Origin of the sequence: Streptomyces flaveolus, from assembly GCF_044765825.1 — a bacterium.
Classification (GTDB): domain Bacteria; phylum Actinomycetota; class Actinomycetes; order Streptomycetales; family Streptomycetaceae; genus Streptomyces; species Streptomyces flaveolus.
On sequence record NZ_JBIWKU010000004.1, the window covers coordinates 646,805 to 665,945 of the forward strand.

The 19,141-nt window shown below is 73.3% G+C and carries 15 protein-coding genes and 2 pseudogenes; 4 read left to right on the forward strand and 13 right to left on the reverse strand.

What is annotated here, in order from left to right; genetic code table 11:
* Positions 1 to 139: 139 nt before the first annotated feature.
* On the reverse strand, positions 140 to 301 hold the full coding sequence (locus ACIRG6_RS16130; protein ID WP_364679023.1) for a hypothetical protein: 162 nt from the start codon (positions 299 to 301) through the stop codon (positions 140 to 142).
* Between the two features lie 235 nt (positions 302 to 536).
* Here ACIRG6_RS16130 and ACIRG6_RS16135 point away from each other — a divergent pair.
* A pseudogene (locus ACIRG6_RS16135) lies at positions 537 to 1,274 on the forward strand (sensor histidine kinase); the annotation flags it as partial.
* A gap of 131 nt (positions 1,275 to 1,405) precedes the next feature.
* Here the strand turns inward: ACIRG6_RS16135 and ACIRG6_RS16140 are convergent.
* The 8 genes from ACIRG6_RS16140 to ACIRG6_RS16175 all read right to left on the reverse strand — a co-directional run bounded on the left by ACIRG6_RS16140 (position 1,406) and on the right by ACIRG6_RS16175 (position 12,409).
* A complete protein-coding gene (locus ACIRG6_RS16140) occupies positions 1,406 to 3,526 on the reverse strand; it encodes an SWIM zinc finger family protein (RefSeq protein WP_403323157.1) in 2,121 nt (706 codons plus the stop codon).
* Between the two features lie 305 nt (positions 3,527 to 3,831).
* Positions 3,832 to 6,747 carry a DEAD/DEAH box helicase gene (locus ACIRG6_RS16145; RefSeq protein WP_403323070.1) on the reverse strand — a complete coding sequence of 972 codons (2,916 nt, stop codon included), beginning with the start codon at positions 6,745 to 6,747 and terminating at the stop codon, positions 3,832 to 3,834.
* An 80-nt stretch (positions 6,748 to 6,827) separates the two neighbouring features.
* On the reverse strand, positions 6,828 to 7,409 hold the full coding sequence (locus ACIRG6_RS16150) for a sugar kinase (protein WP_364679014.1): 582 nt from the start codon (positions 7,407 to 7,409) through the stop codon (positions 6,828 to 6,830).
* A complete protein-coding gene (locus tag ACIRG6_RS16155; RefSeq protein WP_239764280.1) occupies positions 7,406 to 8,554 on the reverse strand; it encodes an ROK family glucokinase in 1,149 nt (382 codons plus the stop codon). Before ACIRG6_RS16155 ends, ACIRG6_RS16150 begins: the two co-directional genes overlap by 4 nt.
* Before the next feature lie 90 nt (positions 8,555 to 8,644).
* Positions 8,645 to 9,460 (reverse strand): ATP-binding cassette domain-containing protein, encoded by an 816-nt coding sequence (locus tag ACIRG6_RS16160; protein ID WP_364679012.1) that lies wholly within the window; start codon positions 9,458 to 9,460, stop codon positions 8,645 to 8,647.
* Positions 9,457 to 10,497: an ABC transporter permease gene (locus ACIRG6_RS16165; protein WP_364679010.1), complete on the reverse strand. Its 1,041-nt coding sequence runs from the start codon at positions 10,495 to 10,497 to the stop codon at positions 9,457 to 9,459. The genes ACIRG6_RS16160 and ACIRG6_RS16165 overlap by 4 nt, the downstream gene beginning before the upstream one ends.
* Entirely contained in the window at positions 10,494 to 11,498 is a 1,005-nt protein-coding gene (locus ACIRG6_RS16170) for a sugar ABC transporter substrate-binding protein (protein WP_364820930.1), read from the reverse strand. Before ACIRG6_RS16170 ends, ACIRG6_RS16165 begins: the two co-directional genes overlap by 4 nt.
* A 173-nt stretch (positions 11,499 to 11,671) precedes the next feature.
* Positions 11,672 to 12,409 (reverse strand): GntR family transcriptional regulator, encoded by a 738-nt coding sequence (locus ACIRG6_RS16175; RefSeq protein WP_189232226.1) that lies wholly within the window; start codon positions 12,407 to 12,409, stop codon positions 11,672 to 11,674.
* Between the two features lie 129 nt (positions 12,410 to 12,538).
* Between ACIRG6_RS16175 and ACIRG6_RS16180 the strand changes: the two genes are divergently transcribed.
* Positions 12,539 to 13,561: a Gfo/Idh/MocA family protein gene (locus tag ACIRG6_RS16180; protein WP_364679005.1), complete on the forward strand. Its 1,023-nt coding sequence runs from the start codon at positions 12,539 to 12,541 to the stop codon at positions 13,559 to 13,561.
* A 65-nt stretch (positions 13,562 to 13,626) separates the two neighbouring features.
* Here ACIRG6_RS16180 and ACIRG6_RS16185 read toward each other — a convergent pair.
* A pseudogene (locus ACIRG6_RS16185) lies at positions 13,627 to 13,767 on the reverse strand (LuxR C-terminal-related transcriptional regulator); the annotation flags it as partial.
* 326 nt (positions 13,768 to 14,093) lie between these two features.
* Between ACIRG6_RS16185 and ACIRG6_RS16190 the strand changes: the two are divergent.
* Complete coding sequence (locus ACIRG6_RS16190) at positions 14,094 to 14,858, forward strand: SDR family oxidoreductase (RefSeq protein ID WP_364679002.1); 765 nt, start codon at positions 14,094 to 14,096, stop codon at positions 14,856 to 14,858.
* Between the two features lie 128 nt (positions 14,859 to 14,986).
* On the opposite strand, the gene alc is transcribed toward ACIRG6_RS16190, so the two are convergent.
* Together alc and allB are read right to left on the reverse strand one after the other, a co-directional pair.
* Complete coding sequence (alc, locus tag ACIRG6_RS16195; RefSeq protein WP_225637041.1) at positions 14,987 to 16,117, reverse strand: allantoicase; 1,131 nt, start codon at positions 16,115 to 16,117, stop codon at positions 14,987 to 14,989.
* A 59-nt stretch (positions 16,118 to 16,176) separates the two neighbouring features.
* Positions 16,177 to 17,517: an allantoinase AllB gene (gene allB / locus ACIRG6_RS16200; RefSeq protein ID WP_403323077.1), complete on the reverse strand. Its 1,341-nt coding sequence runs from the start codon at positions 17,515 to 17,517 to the stop codon at positions 16,177 to 16,179.
* Between the two features lie 303 nt (positions 17,518 to 17,820).
* Here allB and allR point away from each other — a divergent pair, with 303 nt between their 5' ends.
* A complete protein-coding gene (allR, locus tag ACIRG6_RS16205; RefSeq protein ID WP_350723797.1) occupies positions 17,821 to 18,624 on the forward strand; it encodes an allantoin degradation transcriptional regulator AllR in 804 nt (267 codons plus the stop codon).
* 66 nt (positions 18,625 to 18,690) lie between these two features.
* Here allR and ACIRG6_RS16210 read toward each other — a convergent pair whose 3' ends face one another.
* Positions 18,691 to 19,005, reverse strand: coding sequence for a DUF5955 family protein (locus ACIRG6_RS16210; RefSeq protein WP_239764268.1), 315 nt, complete (start codon positions 19,003 to 19,005; stop codon positions 18,691 to 18,693).
* Positions 19,006 to 19,141: the final 136 nt, after the last annotated feature.

The following is a 19,141-nucleotide window of genomic DNA, read 5'->3' on the forward strand; positions in this document are numbered from 1 at the left end:
CAGCCTAGCCAGGCGTCAACGGCAGCTCGACGCGTTGGGCCTCATCCGATCCCGCCTCTCCGGTTTCACCCTCGGGCGCAGGTCACACCACAGCACCGCCTGACCAAACGCACAGACACCCCCCTCGGCCTTGCCATGTCTACTGTCGGCGCCTCACCACTCTCCGGATCAGCAGGAAGGCCGCAACGGCGATCAGGGCCATCCCTATGAGGATCACGAGGACCCCGACGACGACCAGGACCGTCCCAAGCAGGATCAGAAGCGCCCCGATGACGAGCAGAAACATCGCGAGAGCGGTCACGGTCACCTCCTGTCCCCCCTTTGACTCTGGCCCTTTCCGACCCTCCATCGCAAACATATCCGGACAAATGCACGAATGTCCTTCCCTCGGCAGTGCCCGCCTACTGCCCCGCGGCGGCGGGTCCGGCTCATTCACGTGCCGGCCTCGGTTCTGCCGTCGAAGCGCGCGGATCGCTCCACAAGACTGGCCTGTCACGGCGTGAGACCTGCCTGACAGGGAACCCGCATCTGGACAATCCGAAGAACGCTTCGGCCGTACGCGGCACCCGGCCGGATTCGCGCGCCCCGGTACGTCGCTGGACGCCATACTGGACCGCATCCGCACCCTCCTGCGCCACGAGCGGCAGCTCACCGGGGAACTCTCGCACGAGCTGCGCACACCCCTGAGCCGGATCATCGCCGAACTCGACTGGTGGCAGACCCACCCCCGCACCGCCGACCAGACCCACGCCACCCACAAGGTCATCGCGGAAGCCGCCCAGTCCATGCGCACCATCTGCGACACCCTCCTCGACGACGCCCGCGGCGGCGCACCCACCGCTCCCGGCACCGCCGAGATCCTCCCCACGCTGCGACGCCTCACCGAAGTCCTCGACACGCCATCCCGTTTGACGGTCGCCGCTGACGGCCCACCTCTGGAGGCCGGAGTCCCACCCGCCCTCCTCGAACGCATCGTCAGCCCGCTCCTGACCAACGCCGGCCGATACGCCCGCTCCAAGATCGCCGTTCGCGCCTACCGCGCTCCCGACGGCGTACGCATCGACGTCATCGACGACGGCCCCGGCGTACCGCCCCCGTTCGCCGGACAGCTCTTCGAGCCCGGCCGGCGCGCGGATCCCGGCGACGGACACGGCGGAGCGGGCCTGGGACTGCCGCTGGCGCGACGTCTGGCCCGCTCCGCCGGCGGCGAGGTGACGTACGACCCCGGACACACTCCCGGGGCGCGGTTCGTGGTCGGCCTGCCTGCCGGGTGACCACGCCGCACTCGACGCCAACGGCGTATCACGGCGTGATGTCGCGCTGGGCGTCCCTGCGGGAGACGCCCAGGGCAGCCGACGAAGCCAGGCCGAGTTCTCGTATTCCGCGCTTTCGCACCCGGGTCGGGTCAGAGGTCGCCGGCGCCGCCCAGTCCCGTCAGGGCGCCGACCGGGTCGAGGTCGGGGGTGCCACGGGGCCACCAGTCGTCACGGCCGGGCTCGGACTCGTAGGCGTACCACAGACCGGTGCGGCCCAGGCGGAGTTGGAGGTGCCCCGAGGGGTGGGTGAGGTGGTTGCGCCAGGGGCGGAAGGCGGGCAGGTCGGCGGCGAGCAGCAGGGGGCGGGCGCGGTCGAAACGGCCGGCCGGCGGATCCCAGGGCTCCTCCAGGACGGTGAGGCCGTCGAGGCCGCCCTGGCGCCAGGCGGCCACCGCGCGCGCCAGCTCGGAGGTGCTGCGGCCGGCGGCCCGGGCCAGGGACGAGTACAGCGCGCGGGTGCCGGCGGTGAGGCCGGAGCCGGGGCGGGCGGCGGCGTGGCGGACGGCGTCCTGCCACAGCGTCAGTCCGCCGACCGGGTCGCGGCCCGTGGTGAGCAGGGCGTGGGCGCGGGCGGCGGCGTCGGTGGCCAGCTGGTCCAGCGCGAAGGGGTCCGGGCCGCCCGGTGCCGCCGGGTAGGCGGGGGGCTGTTCGGGGTGCGGAGGCGCGGGCAGCGGTGCCGGGAGGGGCGGGAGCGACCGCGCGGCCAGTGCCTCGGTGGCCCGGATGCCCGGGAGGGGCGCCGGGCCCTTGTCCTGGGCGGCGCGGGCCGCGCGGGCGGCGCTGAGCCGGGACAGGGCGTCGAGCAGCTCGCGTTCGCCCCTGCCGCGCAGCAGGAGCAGGACGAAGGGGTCGGCGTCGAGCAGCCGCGCCGTCTGGTAGCAGAGGGCGGCGGCGTGCTTGCAGGGGTGGCCGGAGTCGGGGCAGCTGCACTGCGGGGCGAGGTCGCCGGGGCCGGGGAGCAGCGGGACGCCGCAGTCGGCGAGGGAATGGGGCAGTTCCTTGTCGAGCAGGGCGGCGATGTGCCCCGGCCGCTCGGCGGCGGTGTCCAGGAACCGCTCCCAGTCGGCGTCGCCGAGTGTGCGCAGCCGCACCTGTACGCGGTACGGCCTCGGGCGGCTGCCCTGCACATAGGCGAGGACGAGTCCGGGCGTCACGGTGATGGCGTCGACGTGTCCCTGCTCGGCGTAACCGCGGCCGCGTGCCAGCCGCTTAGGGTCGAGCGCGCCCTCCTCCAGCGCGGTCACCCACGCGTTTCCCCACCAGGTCTCGGCGAAGCCGCCGTCGGATGCCGTCCGGGGCGGGAGGGCGGGGAAGGTGCGACGGAGATCGCCGTCGCGGTCGGGGGCGGCCATGGAGCGGGGGGCGCGCGGGGGCGCCGGGGGCGAGGAGGGGGACTGACCGTGTGGCACGGGGTAGGGAGTCCGGCCTCGCGCCTCCGGGTGAGGCGCCGCCTGCCGTGGTGGCGGGGGCGGCTCGTGCGACGGCGTGAGGGTGGGTTCCGGGGCCGGGGCGGACTCCGTGAGGGAAGTCACCGCGTCCTGGGGGCTCTTGACGGCTGTCGCTCCGGTGGGCTCTTCGAGCGGCTGGAGCTCGTCGGCGGGGTCCGCTTCGGGGGGCAGACGGAACGCGTCCGCGGCGAAGTCCCGGACGACGCGGGCGCGGGCCTCGCCGGTGGCGGAACCGCCGGTCCCGCGCGGACGAGGGGCTGGGCGGGCAGGGCGTCGTGCGCCCGCCGCGCCCTTGGCCGCGGTGTCCGCCCTCGCCTGCCGACGGGCCGCCCGCAACGCCTCGCGCGCCGCATCCGCCGGCCTGCTGTCCTCCCCGGCCGTGGTGTCGGGGACGGTCGCGGGGGCCGGGCCGGTGGGAGGCTGGGCCGGGGCGGAGGTGGTCGCTGCGCCGGGAGTGGTTGCCGTGCCGGTGGCAGTATCCGGCGCGTCGCCGGAGTGGTCCACGGGGCCGGCGGCTGTCGCTCCGTCAGGAACGCCCTGGTGAGCGGTCCCCGCCGCTTCGCCGGGCCGGTCCGCTTCCTCTGGCGGGATGACAGGAGTGCCGGGTGTACCGGAGGAGCCCGGCGAAGGGTCCGCTGTCACCTCCGGCCCGACGGGGCCGCCCTGTGCGGCGCGAGACCGGTCCGCCGTGTCCCGAGGAGCCTCCCCCTCCCCCGCTGTGCCGTCGGCACCCGCCTGCCGTGCGTTCCGCGCACTGCGCAACGCCGCGCGTGCGATGTCCCCGGGGCGTGGCCCGGCGTGCTCGCTCCGGTCCCGGGCATGGGTCTGGTCCTGGGACCCGGCCTGGGCGTCGGCGAGGTCCTGGTCGCGGGCATGGTCCTGCTCCCGCACCGGCTCGCGGTCCGTGGCACCCGCGCCGGCGCGGGTGTCCAGGTCCGCCCCGGCACGAGCGTGAGGGTCCGCCCCGGCACCGGCGTCGGAGTCGGCCCCGGCATCGACCGGTGTCGCCTCACCGCGCTCGCGTGCCGCGCGCAGGGCCCGGCGGGCCTCGTCGGCGGGGCGGGGGGTCATGACGGCCTCCGCAGGGACACCAGGTCGGACAGCTCACGGTCCGTCAGCTCGGTCAGGGCCGACTCGCCTCCGCCGAGGACCGCGTCGGCCAGGACCCGCTTGGACTCGAGCATCTCGGCGATGCGGTCCTCGACCGTGCCCTCGGTGATGAGCCGGTGGACCTGGACCGGCTGGGTCTGGCCGATGCGGTAGGCACGGTCGGTGGCCTGCTCCTCGACGGCCGGGTTCCACCAGCGGTCGAAGTGCACGACGTGGCCCGCGCGGGTCAGGTTGAGGCCGGTGCCGGCGGCCTTGAGGGACAGGACGAGAACGGGGGTCGCCCCGCTCTGGAAGCGGTCCACCATGCGCTCGCGCTCGGGTACCGGCGTACCGCCGTGCAGGAGTTCGACCGGGACCGCGTGGGCGGACAGGTGGGAGGTGATGAGGCGGGCCATGCCGACGTACTGAGTGAAGACGAGCACCGAGCCGTCCTCCGCGAGCACCGTGTCCAGCAGCTCGTCCAGCAGGGCGAGCTTGCCGGAGCGGGCGGTGAGCCGGTCGGCGCCGCCCGGCGGGTGCTCCTCCTTCAGGAACAGCGCCGGGTGGTCGCAGATCTGCTTGAGCGAGGTCAGCAGCTTGAGCACCAGACCACGCCGGGCCATGCCGCCCGCGGTCTCGATGGCGAGCATCGACTCGCGCACCACCGCCTCGTACAGCGCGGCCTGTTCACGGGTGAGCGGCACCGGGTGGTCCGTCTCGGTCTTCGGCGGCAGTTCGGGGACGATGCCGGGGTCGGACTTCTTGCGGCGCAGCAGGAAGGGGCGGACCAGGCGGGCGAGGCGCCGCACCGCCTCCTCGTCCTCGCCGTTCTCCACCGCGCGGGCGTGCCGGGCGCGGAAGGACTTGAGCGGGCCGAGGAGACCGGGCGTCGTCCAGTCGAGCAGCGCCCACAGCTCGGACAGGTTGTTCTCGACCGGTGTGCCGGTGAGCGCCACGCGTGCCGGGGACGGGATCGTGCGCAGCGCCCTCGCGGTCGCCGAGTACGGGTTCTTGACGTGCTGGGCCTCGTCGGCGACGACCATGCCCCAGGGCTGCTCGGCCAGAGTCGCCGCCGCCGACCGCATCGTGCCGTACGTGGTGAGGACGAAGCCGTCCTTCAGTCCGTCCAGGGTGCGGTCGGAGCCGTGGAAGCGGCGGACGGGGACGCCGGGCGCGAACCGGGTGATCTCCCGTTGCCAGTTGCCCAGCAGGGAGGCCGGGCAGACCACCAGGGTCGGCTCGGTGCGGGCCCTTTTCAGGTGCAGGGCGATGAGGGTGACCGTCTTGCCGAGGCCCATGTCGTCGGCGAGGCAGCCGCCGAGGCCGAGCGAGGTCATGAGGTCCAGCCAGGCCAGGCCGCGGAGCTGGTAGTCGCGGAGGGTGGCGTGCAGGCCGGGCGGGGGCTCGGCGGGACGGATGCCCGCCGTCAGCCGGTCGCGCAGGCCGGCCAGCGCGCCGGCCGGCACCACCTCGACCGTCTCGCCGTCGGCCTCGGCGGTGCCGGTGAGGGCGACGGACAGGGCGTCCACCGGGTCGAGCAGGCCGAGGTCGCGTTGGCGGGCCCGGCGGGCGAGGGCCGGGTCGACCAGCACCCACCGGTCGCGCAGCCGGACGACGGGGCGGTGGGCCTCGGCGAGGGTGTCCATCTCGGCCTCGGTGAGCGGGTCGCCGCCGATCGCCAGCTGCCAGCGGAACTGGAGGAGGTCCTCGCTCTCGAAGAAACCCGTGCCGTCGGTCGCCGAACCGGGCGCGGGCCGGACCACCGCGGTCGCGGTGAGGTCGTGGGCGAGGTCGCGGGGCCAGTGCACGGCGACTCCGGCGGCGGCGAGCCGGCCGGCCGCCACGCCCAGCAGGTCGGTGACCTCGTCCTCGGACAGGCTCAGGACGTCGGGCACGTCCTGCTCGCTGAGGCGGTCGAGCGGTGGCCACACGCGCGCCGCGCGCCGCACCGCGAGGGCGGCGTCCACGCGCGCGCGGGGGCCGAACGCCGCGTCGGCCGCGCCCGACCACAGGTCCGCCGCGTCGGCCACGAGGGTGGGGTCGGCGAGGCTGTGCACCTGGACGACCGCCGCCCCGGCGCCGCGCGCGCCGCCGCTCGGGTCGCCGTCGAACAGGTCGTACGCCGAGAGGTCCAGGCGCAGGGAGATCCGTACGCCCGCGTCCATGCCGGCGGCGACCTCCGCGGCCCAGTCGTGGGCGTCGGGCAGGCGCTGGGCGGCGCGTGCGGCGAAGGGGCGGCCCGAGGCATGGGGTGCGGCGGGAGTGCGGGGCAGGGTGTCGGCCACCGCGTCCAGGAAGGAGCGCATCAGTGCCTCGGGAGCCGGCAGCCGGATGGGGCCCGGGCCGTCCAGCGGGACCGCGTGGCCCTCGGGGGGCAGCGCGGCAGCCACCGCACGCAGGTGCGCGACGTCGTCGGGGTCGAGCGGGCCGGCCCGCCATGCGTCGTGCCCGGTCGCCATCAGGCCGGGCAGCAGGCGTCCGCGCGCGGTGAGCCGCAGGGCGTGCAGGGCGGCGGCGCCCCAGCAGGCGGTGGCCGGGTGGGCGGCCGGGTCGTGCCGGGCGCGCACCAGCAGCGGCAGGGCCTCGGTCAGCGGGAGCGACAGCGCGGGCGTGGTGCCGCGGCGTGCCGCGGTGCCGTGCCGGCGTACGACGGTGAGTTCCGTGGGCTCGGGCAGGCCCTCGGCGGCACCGGCGGCCGCAGGCTCCGTGGTCCGGGCGCCGTCCTCGGGCGCCGCGCCCGTGACGGGCCCGCTCTCGGGGTCCCAGAAGGCGATCCGTCCGTCGCGCGGGAGGGGCGCGGGCAGGAAGACGGCGGCGAGCCGGGCGGGCACGGAGGGGACGGCCCCCTGCCCTGCCCGCTCGGCCGTGGCGACCGGTCCGGTCGTGTCGCTCATACGTTCTGTCACCTCCCGCCCGCGTCTCGGATCAACTGTCTTCGACTCTACGGGCGGAGTCTGACAATCGGCTCCGGCGGTCAGGGAACCGTCCGCGAGACCACGTACACCATCGGGCGGTCCGGATCGGACAGGTTGACGAGGACGTCCTGTGTGGGCGCCGGGTCCGCCTGCTGGTGGACGAGACCCCACCACGGGCCGGGCCGCTCGAAGTTCCAGCCGGTGATGTGCTGGTCGCGGTCGCCGATGGCCGGCTTGTCGCGCTGCAGGTGGTCCCTGGTGACGCCCAGACCCGCCAGGAAGGCGTCCAGGCCGGCGCCGGTGGTCTCGAACTGGACGTAGAGGCGGCTGGTCTTCCAGTTGTTCGTCTCGTAGTAGGCGACCTCTTCGGAGGGGACCGGGACGGGGACCTCGTAGAGGCGGCGCTGGAGCTTGGACGGCCAGCCCTCGGTCAGGCCGGTCGCCGAGTACTTGGCCTCCTTGACCTTGCCGCTGTCGCGGCTCTGGTTGGCGGAGATCACCAGGTAGCCGGCCGGGACACCGATGAGCAGCACGATGATGAGCAGGGTGAGCGTCCGTCGGCGGATCATGTGCCGGCGGTCCTCGGCCGGGCGCGCGGGTTCCTCCGGGGTGCCGGCCCCGTCCGGGCGGGGGTCCGTCACAGCGACTCCCGGGGCGTGCGGCGGGCCTCCGCGTACCGCTCGTAGCGCTCGTAGCGCTCCACCCGGCGCCGCTTGGCGCGCCGGAACCTGCGGGCGACCAGGCGGGCCAGGTCGGCGGCGCCCACCATGCCGGCCTCGGGGCCGAGCTGGGCGCGGACGATGCGGGCCTCGGGGCGGTAGCCGCGGCCGGTGAGCTGGCGCTTGAACGCGTCGCGCGCGGGGCCGATCAGCAGGTCGTCGGCCGCGCTCACGCCACCGCCGATCACGAAGCAGGACGGGTCGAGGGCGGCGGCGAGGTTGGCGATGCCGACGCCGAGCCACTGGCCGATGTCCTGGAGCAGCTCGACGCACATGGCGTCGCCCTCGCGGGCCAGCTCGGTGATCATCGGGCCGGTGATGTCGCCGATGCTGCCCTTGACGTGCTCGATGATCCCGTAGGCCACCGGCGAGTCCGCGGCCGCCAGCTCGCGGGCCTCCCTGACCAGGGCGTTTCCGGAGCTGTACTGCTCCCAGCAGCCGCGGTTGCCGCACGGGCAGCGGTGGCCGCCGGGCACGACCTGCATGTGGCCGAACTCGCCGGCGACGCCGTATTTGCCCCGCTTGACCTGGCCGTCCTCCAGGATCGCGCCGCCGATGCCGGTGCCGAGCGTGATCATGACGAGGTGGTCCTCGCCGCGGCCGGCGCCGAAGCGCCACTCGGCCCAGGCGGCGGTGTTGGCGTCGTTGTCCACCAGGACGGGGACCGCGAGGCGGCCGGCGATGCGGTCGCGCAGCGGTTCGTTGCGCCAGGACAGGTGGGGGGCGAACAGCACCCGGTTGCGGTCGGCGTCGACCCAGCCGGCCGCGCCGATGCCGACGGCGTGCACGTCGTGCCGGTCGGACAGGTCCAGGACCAGCTCGACGATGGTGTCCTCGACGACCTTGGGGCTCTTGGACTTGTCCGGGGTCTCCGTGCGGAGCTTCTCCAGGATGTTGCCGTCCGCGTCGACGACGCCCGCCATGACTTTCGTGCCGCCGATGTCGATGCCGACCGTCGGCACGCGGGGTGCCGTGAGGTGCGAGCGGCGTTCCCTCGTGCCCACGGTGCGCAGGACCGGGGCGCGGCGGGAGCCGATGGGGGCGGTGAAGTCGCGGTAGGTGCTCATCGGGTGCGATTGTGCCGCACGGCTCCGCCGGGTGCCGAATGCGCCGGGGGCGGGTGGATCGGTTCGTCGCCGGGTGCGAGTGCGTCGTGGTTACTCGCGCGGTTCCCCGCGTCCCTGGGTGCGCTGCAGCTCGTGGCGTAGATCGTCCAGCTCGTTTCCGCCCGCCATCTGGCGGGTCAGCTCGTCCAGTGTGATGTCGTCGCGTTCGTGGTTGCCCACCATCGTGCCGCGCTTCAGGAGGACGAAACGGTCGCCCACCAGGTACGCGTGGTGCGGGTTGTGGGTGATGAGGACAACACCGAGGCCGCGGTCGCGGGCCGCCGCCACGTACTTCAGGACCACGCCCGACTGCTTCACGCCGAGGGCCGCCGTCGGCTCGTCGAGCACCAGGACCTTCGCGCCGAAGTACACCGCGCGGGCGATGGCCACGCACTGGCGTTCGCCGCCGGAGAGGGTGCCGATGGGCTGGTCGACGTCGCGCAGGTCGATGCCCATGCGCAGGAGTTCCGCGTGGGTGGTGCGGCGCATGTGGTCGACGTCCATGCGCTTGAAGGGGCCGGCGCCCTTGCGCGGCTCGGAGCCGAGGAAGAAGTTGCGCCAGACCGGCATGAGCGGGACGACGGCCAGGTCCTGGTAGACGGTGGCGATACCGCGGTCCAGTGCCTCGCGCGGGGAGGAGAGGCGGGTCTCCTCGCCGTCGAGGGCGAGCGTGCCGCCGTCGTGCTGGTGCAGGCCCGCGATGATCTTGATCAGGGTCGACTTGCCGGCGCCGTTGTCGCCGAGCACGCAGGTGATCTCACCGGCGTGGACGGCCAGCGACACTCCCTCGAGGGCGCGGACGTTGCCGTAGTGCTTGCTGACGCCGGACAGCTCGACGAGCGGCGCCCGGCTTTCGGTCTGCGTCACTTGGTGGCCTCCGCGCGCTTGCGGACCCAGGCGTTGAGCAGGGTCGCGAGGAGCAGCATCGCTCCGAGGAAGAACTTGAACCAGTCGGGGTTCCACTCGGCGAAGACGATGCCCTTGCTGGTCATGCCGAAGATGAGGGCGCCGACCGCCGAGCCGACGGCGCTGCCGTAGCCGCCGGTGATCAGGCAGCCGCCGATGACGGCCGCGATGATGTAGATCAGCTCGTTGCCGACGCCCTCGCCGGACTGGACGACGTCGTACGAGAAGAGCAGGTGCTGGCCGGAGATCCAGGCGCCGAGGGCCACGCCCATGTAGAGGCCGATCCTGGTCCGGGTGACCGGGACGCCGACGGCGCGGGCGGCGTCCTTGTTGCCGCCGACCGCGAAGATCCAGTTGCCGGCGCGGGTGCGCAGGAGGATCCAGCTGGCGACGGCGACCAGGGCGAGCCACCACAGGATGGTGATCTTGAAGCCGACGCCGCCGACGGTGATCGTGGACGCGAAGACGTCGCGGGCGGAGGGGAAGCCCTCCATGTCCTCGATCGACTTGGTGGACACGGTGCCGTCGATCAGCTTGGTGAAGCCCAGGTTCATGCCGGTCAGCATCAGGAAGGTGCCCAGCGTGATGATGAAGCTGGGCAGCTTCGTGCGGGTGAGCATGAAGCCGTTGAAGGCGCCGATCGCCAGGGTGACCAGCAGGGAGACGCCGACGCCGACCCAGACGTCGGCGGTCATCTGGTAGCTGAACATCGACGACACCAGGGCCGACGAGGTGACCATGACGCCCGCCGACAGGTCGAACTCGCCGCCGATCATCAGCAGCGCCACGGGAACGGCCATGATGCCGATCGTGGAGGCGGCGTAGAGCACCGTGCTGAGGCTGGAGGCGCGCAGGAAGCTGTCGGCGAAGAACGCGAAGAAGACGAAGACCGCGATCGCGCCGACGACGGACCCGAGCTCGGGCCGGCCCAGCAGCTTCCGCAGCGCAGAGGTCTGCAGAATCCTTTCGTCGGCGTCCTTCACCTGCGTGGCGCTCATCGGGTGCCCCGCTCCGTGTAGTCGGCCAGGGCCGCGGCGTCGTCCTTGGTGATGATCTGCGGCCCGGTGAGCACGGGCCGGCCGCCGCCGAGGACGTCGGCGTTGTACTTGTACAGCCACAGCAGGTCGACCGCCTCGTAGCCCTGGAGGTAGGGCTGCTGGTCGACGGCGAAGCCGAGCGTGCCCTCCTCGAGGCCCGCGGCCACCTTGGCGTTGAGGTCGAAGGTGTCGATCTCCGCCTTGCTGCCCGCGCCCTCCTTCGCCTGTACGGCCGTGTCGGCGTACGGGGCGCCCAGCGTGACCACGGCGTCGACGGCCTTGTCGGTCTGGAGCTTGGCCTCGAGGGCGGACTGCACGTCCGGCATGCTCGTGCCGTTGACGTAGAGCCGCTCGACCTTGCCGTCGAAGGTCTTCTCGACGCCGTCGCAGCGCTGCTCGTGACCGACGTTGCCCTGTTCGTGCAGGACGCAGACGGCCCGCTCGCGGCCCCGCTCGTTCAGCTCCTCGCCGACGGCCTCACCGGCGATCGTCTCGTCCTGCCCGATGTGGGTGAGCGCGCCGAACGCCTTCGACTCCTGCGAGCCGGAGTTCACGGTGATCACCGGGATGCCCGCCTTCTCGGCGCGGGCGACGGCGGCCTTCATGGCGTCGGGCTTGGCGAGCGTGACGATGATCCCGTCGACCTTCTTGTCGACGGCCGCGTCCACGAGCTGCGCCTGCTGCTGCGCCTCGTCGTCGTGGGAGTAGACGAAGTTGATGTTGTCCTTCTTGGCGGCCTGGTCGGCGCCGCTCTGGACGATGTCCCAGAAGGTGTCGCCGTCACCCGAGTGAGTGATCATCGCGAAGGTCCAGCGGGGGGTGTTCACCGCCGCCTTCCCCTGGGCCGCCGCGGCCTTGCGGGCGTCCTCGGCGCGCTTGCCGCCGGTGCTGCTGCAGCCGGCCAGGGACACCGACAGTGCCCCCGCCAGTGCGATGCCTACCCAGGTCCGAAACCGTGCCACGAGGCCGTGCCCTTCTTGCTGTGCCGTGCTGTACCGCTGGGCTCTGGAAATCCCAAACGCCCCATTGTCCGACACGGGTATCGGTCACGCGGTGCCGGGGAGCAGCCGTCGGTCACATTGTCCGGACATGGAGACCGACGCGCACGGCGAATCGGCCCACCGGCCGGCGCAGGTCAGGACCGTACGAGCAGCTGGAACTCGAAGGAGTAGCGGGACGGCCGGTAGGTGTGCGTGCCCAGTTCGACCGCGCGTCCCGTGTCGTCGAACGTCGTGCGCCGCATGGTGAGCAGCGGCGCGCCCTCCTCCTCGCCGAGCCGCTCGGCCTCGGCGGCGGTGGCGGCGCGGGCACCGATGGACTGGCGGGCGCTGTGCAGGGTGATCCCGGCGGCGCGCATGAGCCGGTAGAGGCCGGTGGCCTCGAGCTGCCCGGTGTCCAGGTCCAGGAGACCGGGGGGCAGGTGGTTGCACAGGTACGCCATCGGCTCGCCGTGCGCGAGGCGCAGCCGCTCGACCCGGTGCACGTCGCCGCCCTCGGCCACGCCCAGCGCGGCGGCGACCTCGGCCGTCGCCGGGACGACCGTGTTGACCAGGAGCTTCGTGGCCGGGCGCTGCCCCGCCGCCTCCAGGTCGTCGTAGAGGCTGCTGAGTTCCAGCGGGCGCTTGACCTGGCTGTGCACCACCTGGGTGCCGACTCCGCGGCGGCGCACGAGCAGGCCCTTGTCGACCAGGGACTGGATGGCCTGGCGGACGGTGGGGCGGGACAGACCGAGCCGCGCGGCGAGCTCGATCTCGTTTCCCAGCAGGCTCCCCGGGGTCAGCGCTCCGTGCTCGATCGCCGCCTCCAGCTGCTGCGACAGCTGGAAGTACAGCGGCACGGGGCTGCTGCGATCCACGCTGAGGTCCAGCGCCACGGTCGGGTCCACTTCTGGTTTCGGCACGGGCCGAGCGTAGCTCCGTGCGCTGTTGACGGGAAGTCGTGTAGTTCGGTTGTCCGGACATACACATTGACAGCGCCCGGGCCCTGAGCCCACTTTGATTCCATGCGCATCGGGATCATCGGTACGGGCCGTATCGGCACGGTCCACGCCAACACGCTCAGCCGCCATCGCGACGTCGGGTCCCTGATCCTCACGGACGCGGACCTGCCCCGGGCGCAGGCCCTGGCCCAGCGGCTGGGCGAGACGGCGGCGCCCGGGGTGGACGAGATCTTCCGGTGGGGCGTGGACGCCGTGGTGATCACGACGGCGACGTCGGCCCACGCCGAACTGATCGGTCGGGCAGCACGCTCGGGGCTGCCGGTGTTCTGCGAGAAGCCCATCGCGCTCGACATGGCCGGCACGCTGCAGGCGATCGCCGAGGTGGAGACCGCGGGGACGGTTCTGCAGATGGGGTTCCAGCGCCGCTTCGACGCGGGCTGCACGGGGGCGCGGGAGGCGGTGCGGTCCGGGCGGCTGGGCCGGCTGCACACCGTCCGGGCGATGACGAGCGACCAGGCGCCGCCGCCCGCCGCGTACCTGGCGCAGTCCGGCGGGCTCTACCGGGACACGCTGATCCACGACTTCGACGTCCTGCGCTGGGTGACCGGGCGGGAGGTCGTCGACGTGTACGCCGCCGGGTCCGACGCCGGGCCGCCGGTGTTCCGCGAGGCGGGCGACGTGGACACGGGCGCGGTGCTGCTGACGCTGGACGACGGCACGCTGGCCACGGTGACGGCGACGCGGCTGAACGGCGCGGGGTACGACGTGCGCATGGAGCTGGCCGGGGAGCTGGACCAGATCGTGGTCGGGCTGGACGACCGTACGCCCATCGCGTCCACCGAGCCGACCGGGCCGCCGGCCGCGGACAAGCCCTGGACGGGCTTCGTGGAGCGTTTCGGGCCCGCCTACGAGGCGGAGATGGCCGCGTTCGTGGAGGTGGTGCGCGGCGAGCGGGCCAACCCGTGCGACGGTCGCGAGGCGCTGCGGGCCCTGACGATCGCCGAGGCGTGCGAGATCTCCCGGCGGGAGCGCAGGGCGGTGCGTCCGGCGGAGGTGCCGGGCGCCGCGGAGCGGGGGGCGGTCTGAGCGGCAGCCTCCCGCGGCGGCAACGCCGCCGCACCGGCGGCGGGTACGCCTCCCGGCCAGCGCTCGTCGTCCAGGTGTTCGTCCAGGAGCCCCGCGTCGTACGCCAGCAGCGCGATCTGCACCCGGTTGCCGAGGTCCAGCTTGGCCAGGATGCGGGAGACGTGGGCCTTGACCGTGGCGACGCTCATGTAGAGCTCCGCCGCGACGGCCGTGACGGACGAAGGCCACCTCCATGCCGGCCTGCCGGAACTCGGCGACCAGGGCGTCCAGTGCCGCGAGCGTCGGCTGCGGCCGGCCCCCGTCGTCGGACTCGCCGGCCCGCAGCACGCCGATGATCTCCCGCAGGCCCTGCTGTGCCTCGTCCGCGCTCTCGCGGATGACGCCGGCCGCCCGCGCCGACAAAGCGCGGAGTTCCGGTACGTCATACGTGCTTTCCGCGCGTTCACATCGCCGTCGGTGGCGTCGGCCCATGCGTCAGGTCGACGTCCGTTCGCCGCCAGCGCCTGCGGGAGCGGCCCGCTGGGATGGACCCATGAACACGAACACGAACTCACTCACCCCCGCTCCTCTGACCGGCCGGAGGGCCCTCGTGACCGGCGGCAGCCGCGGCATCGGCGCGGCCACCGTGCTGCGCCTGGCGCGGGAGGGCGCGGACGTCGCCCTCACCTATGTGAACGGCAAGGACGCGGCCGAGGACGTCGTACGGGCCGCCCGGGCACTGGGGCGCCGGGCGGTGGCCCTGCGGGCGGACTCCGCCGACGCGCAGGAGGCGGCGGGCGCGGTCGAGCGGGCGGAGCAGGCGCTCGGGGGAGGCGTCGACGTGCTGGTCAACAACGTGGGCCTCGGGCTGCTGGGTCCGATGGAGAGCATGTCCCTCGCCGACGTGGACCGGCTGCTGGCCGTGAACGTCCGCGGTGTCTTCCTGGCCTCCCAGGCCGCTGCGGCGCGCATGGCCGAGGGCGGGCGGATCATCACCATCGGCACCTGTATGGCCCAGCGGGTGCCGGGTCCCGGCGGCACGCTGTACGCGATGAGCAAGTCGGCGCTGATCGGGCTGACCAAGGCTCTGGCGAGGGAGCTGGGTCCGCGCGGGATCACGGCGAACATCGTCCACCCGGGCCCGATCGACACGGAGATGAACCCGGCGGACGGGCCCTACGCGCAGGGGCAGGCGGCCTTGACGGCACTGGGCCGTTTCGGTACGGCGGACGAGGTGGCGTCGACGGTGGCCTACCTGGCGGCCGCCTCCTACGTCACCGGCGCGGAGTTCGCGGTGGACGGCGGCCACGCGGCGTAGCGACCCGCGACGGGGGCCCCGTCGCCCGGTGGCTCCGCGCGGGGCGCGCCGGTGCTGTCCTGCCGGCGCGCCCCGCGGGTCGGTGGGGACCGGCCGTTTCCCGTTGCCGGGGCCGGCCGGTCCGTGCGTCAGCCGCCCAGTTCCTGGTGGCGGGCGGCCAGGTGGGCCGCGCCGTCCTCCGTCAGGGAGCCGAACAGGCGCAGGCGGGAGATGCCGCCGTCGGGGAAGATGTCCACGCGCGCGTGGGTGCCGACGGCCGGCTCGGGCAGGACGAAGCGGTGGTTGGTGTCGGGCTGCATCCGGGTCCGGGGCAGCACCTCGCGCCACTCGCCGCTCTCGCCGTCCTTCACCGACACCGACGCCCAGCCCGCCGAGTTGCCCTTCAGGTACGCCGTGTCGATCTCGATCGCGCGGATCTGGGAGCGGTCCACCAGCCGGTAGCTGATCCAGTCGTTGCCCTGGTCGCGGCGGCGGCGGGTCTCCCAGCCGTCGTCCATCTTGCGGGAGCGGCCCGGCTGGATGGTGTTGGTGGCCGGCGAGTAGAAGAGGTTGGAGGCGTCCTCGACCTGGCCGCCGTTCTCCAGCGCGACCACGTCGAAGGTGCCGAGCGCGGCGAGCCACGCCGGGTCCGGGACGACCTCGCCGTGCACGCGCAGGCGGGCGATGCCGCCGTCGGGGTGCTGCTTGAGGCGCAGGTGGGTGAAGCACTGCTCGGCGGAGACGGCGAAGCCGTTGGCCGCGTGGCCGCCGACCGCCGTGCGCGGGACGAGGGTCGTCCACTTCACGTCGTCCGCGAGGAGTTCCTCCGGCGACGGGGAGCCCGCGACCGAGGCGCCCTCGACGGACACCGCCTGCGGGTAGTTGCCGCGGAAGTGGGCCGTGTCGACGACGATGCCGCGGATCACGCCGGGCGCGCCGAGGCGGATCAGCGCCCAGTCGTGGTCGTCCTCGGTGGGCCAGGGGTGCTCGGCCGAGGCGCCGCGGCGGCGCCGGGTCTCCCAGCCGTCCATGACCTTGCCCTTGTGCCCGAAGTGCTCGGGGTCGAACTCGGCGCGCTCGGGCACCAGCAGGTTCTCGCGCTGGGCGAAGAACTCGTCGTTGGCGGCGACGACACCGGCGCCCAGTCGCCGGTCGGCGAGGTTGGCGTACTGGGTGAAGGGGAGGTCGGCCGTGCGGTAGTCCGCGTACGGGTCACCGCCTCCGTAGGGGTTCGCATCGCCGGTGAAGCTGGCCAACGAGGTGTTCTGCTGGGCCGTCACGGTGATCAGGAGTTCCTTTCGGGGTCGTTCGAGTGTGTGTGGGGCAGGTCCGGACGTTGTCACGGGGTCCGGGAGAGGAGCTGTCCCTTCGGGTCGGTGAACGCGCCGTCCGCCACGATGCGCTCTCCGCGCAGCCAGGTGGACTTCACGACGCCGTACAGGGTCTTGCCCGCGTACGCGGTGACGCGGTTGCGGTGCTGGAGGCCGGCCGGGTCGACGGTGAAGGTCTCGTCGGGGGCGAGGACGGCGAAGTCGGCGTCGTGGCCCGGCGCGATGGCGCCCTTGCGGGCCTCCAGTCCGACGAGGCGGGACGTGTTCGCCGACATCCAGCGGACGATGTCCTCCAGGCCGTGGCCGCGCTCGCGGGCCGCGGTCCACATCGCCGCCAGGCTCAGCTGGAGACCGGCGATGCCGCCCCAGGCGGTGGCGAAGTCGTCGGTCTTCAGGGCGGCGGTGGAGGGTGAGTGGTCGGTGACCACGCAGTCGATGGTGCCGTCCGCCAGTGCCTGCCACAGCAGGTCCTGGTTGGCCGCCTCGCGGATGGGCGGGCAGCACTTGAACTCGCTCGCGCCGTCCGGGACTTCCTCGGCGGTGAGGGTGAGGTAGTGCGGGCAGGTCTCCACGGTGAGGCGGACGCCCTCGGCCCGGGCCTCGGCGATCAGCGGCAGGGCGTCGCTGGAGGACAGGTGGAGCACGTGCACCCGCGCGTTGAACCGCTTCGCCTGCGCGATGAGCGCGGCGATGGCGGTGTCCTCGGCGTCGCGCGGACGGCTGGCGAGGAAGTCGGCGTACTTGGGGCCGCCCTGCTGCGGGGCGGCGGCCAGGTGGTGCGGGTCCTCGGCGTGCACGATCAGCAGGCCGTCGAAGGCGGCGATCTCGGCGAGGGACCGGGCGAGCTGCTCGTGGTCGAGGTGCGGGAACTCGTCCACGCCCGACGGCGACAGGAACGCCTTGAAGCCGAAGACGCCGGCCTCGTGCAGCGGGCGCAGGTCCTTGACGTTGTCGGGCAGGGCGCCGCCCCAGAAACCGACATCGATGTGCGCCTTGTCGGCGGCGACCTGCTGCTTGACGCGCAGGTGGTCGACCGTGGTGGTCGGCGGGAGGGAGTTGAGCGGCATGTCGACGAGAGTGGTGATGCCACCGGCCGCCGCGGCGCGGGTGGCGGTCCAGAAGCCCTCCCACTCGGTGCGCCCGGGGTCGTTGACGTGCACGTGGGTGTCGACCAGGCCGGGCAGGACGACGTGGTCGCCGACGTCCTCCAGGCGGGCACCCTCCGGTACGGGCGCGTCGTACGGCAGTACGTCCGTGATCGTGCCGCCGCTCACCGCGACGGACGCGGCACGTATGCCCTCGGGAGTGATGACGCGCGTCGAGCGCAGCACCAGTTCAGCCTGGGACACCCGAACCCCTCTCTCTGCAGTCGTTCCGCCGGCGGTCCACCGCCGGCCCGCCGGTTCACATCCGGGAAACGGGATCTCTCACCACGTAACAGACTTCAACGTTCTGTTGAAGGAGTCTTCACTTCCCGTTCCGTGCCGTCAAGAGGCACCCTTTGTCTGGGCGTGCTCGACGACCCCGCTCTGGACGTTTCCACAAAGCGGAATTAGAATTCCGACAGACAGAACGTAGCTACGTACAAGCGGGGAGTCAACCGGCCGCCGGGTAGGCTTCTGCCCTCCCGCCAGCCCCGAAAGGAACGTGCCGTGCCGACGTCCAGCGCCAGCACCACCGACTCCGCCAGGTCCGCCTCAGGTGGCGTCCAGTCCCTGGAACGCGCCTTCGACCTGCTCGAACGGATGGCGGACGCGGGCGGCGAGGTCGGCCTCAGCGAGCTCTCCGCGAGCAGCGGACTGCCGCTGCCCACCATCCACCGCCTGATGCGCACCCTGGTGGCCTGCGGATACGTGCGCCAGCAGTCCAACCGGCGCTACGCGCTCGGCCCGCGCCTGATCCGGCTCGGCGAGTCCGCGTCCCGCCTGCTGGGCACCTGGGCACGCCCGCACCTGGCCCGGCTGGTCGAGGAGACCGGCGAGACGGCGAACATGGCGCTGCTCGACGGCGACGAGATCGTCTACGTCGCGCAGGTGCCGTCCAAGCACTCGATGCGCATGTTCACCGAGGTCGGCCGGCGCGTCCTGCCGCACTCGACGGGCGTCGGCAAGGCGCTGCTCGCCGACTTCCCGGCGGAGGAGGTGCGGGCGCTGCTGCACCGCACCGGCATGCCGGCCGCGACGGAGAAGACGATCACCACGCCGGACGGGTTCATCGCGGCGCTGGAGGACGTGCGGCGCCAGGGATACGCGATCGACGACAACGAGCAGGAGATCGGGGTGCGCTGCCTGGCCGTCTCCGTGCCGAACTCCCCCACGGCCGCGGCCATCTCCATCTCGGGCCCGGCCGGCCGCGTCACGGAGACCGCGACCGACAGGATGGTGCCCCTGCTCCAGCAGGTGGCGGCCGAGCTCTCGGAAGCACTGCAGGCCTCGAACGGCAACCCGGCCGCCTGAGCCGCGTGGCGGACGTTCAGCCCCCGGCGGCACCGCCGGGGGCTGCTCTCGTCGTGCGCCGGCGCCTCACCGCCGCGGCGGATCCCCGAACAGCTCGACGGCGTGCCGGACGTCCGCCAGCCCTCGCGACAGCGCGCTGACGGAGCCGATCGCACCGGCTATCAGCAGCAGGGAGCGGCGCAGCCTCGGCACCTCCGGGACGCCGTGGTCCGTCATCGCGGCCAGGTCGGCAAGTTCGTCCTCGGCGATCGCCCGGTCCGGGAAATCCGCGGGCAGCAGGGCGAGCTGGCGGCGCAGCCGGGAGACCGCGGTCCGCAGTTCCGCCACCCTCACGTCCTCGTCGCCGACGGTCACTTGCCTCTGCCCCAAGCTCCGCAACACAGCCCCTCCCCCTCGCACCCCGTTGTGCGCCCCTACGTGGTGAACGTGCCGAGCGCCCCCGGGCGGTGGTCGGGCGCCGGGGACGCGGGCCAGTAAACGCCACCCGGTGTCGGACGCGCCACCGCGAGGACCGAAA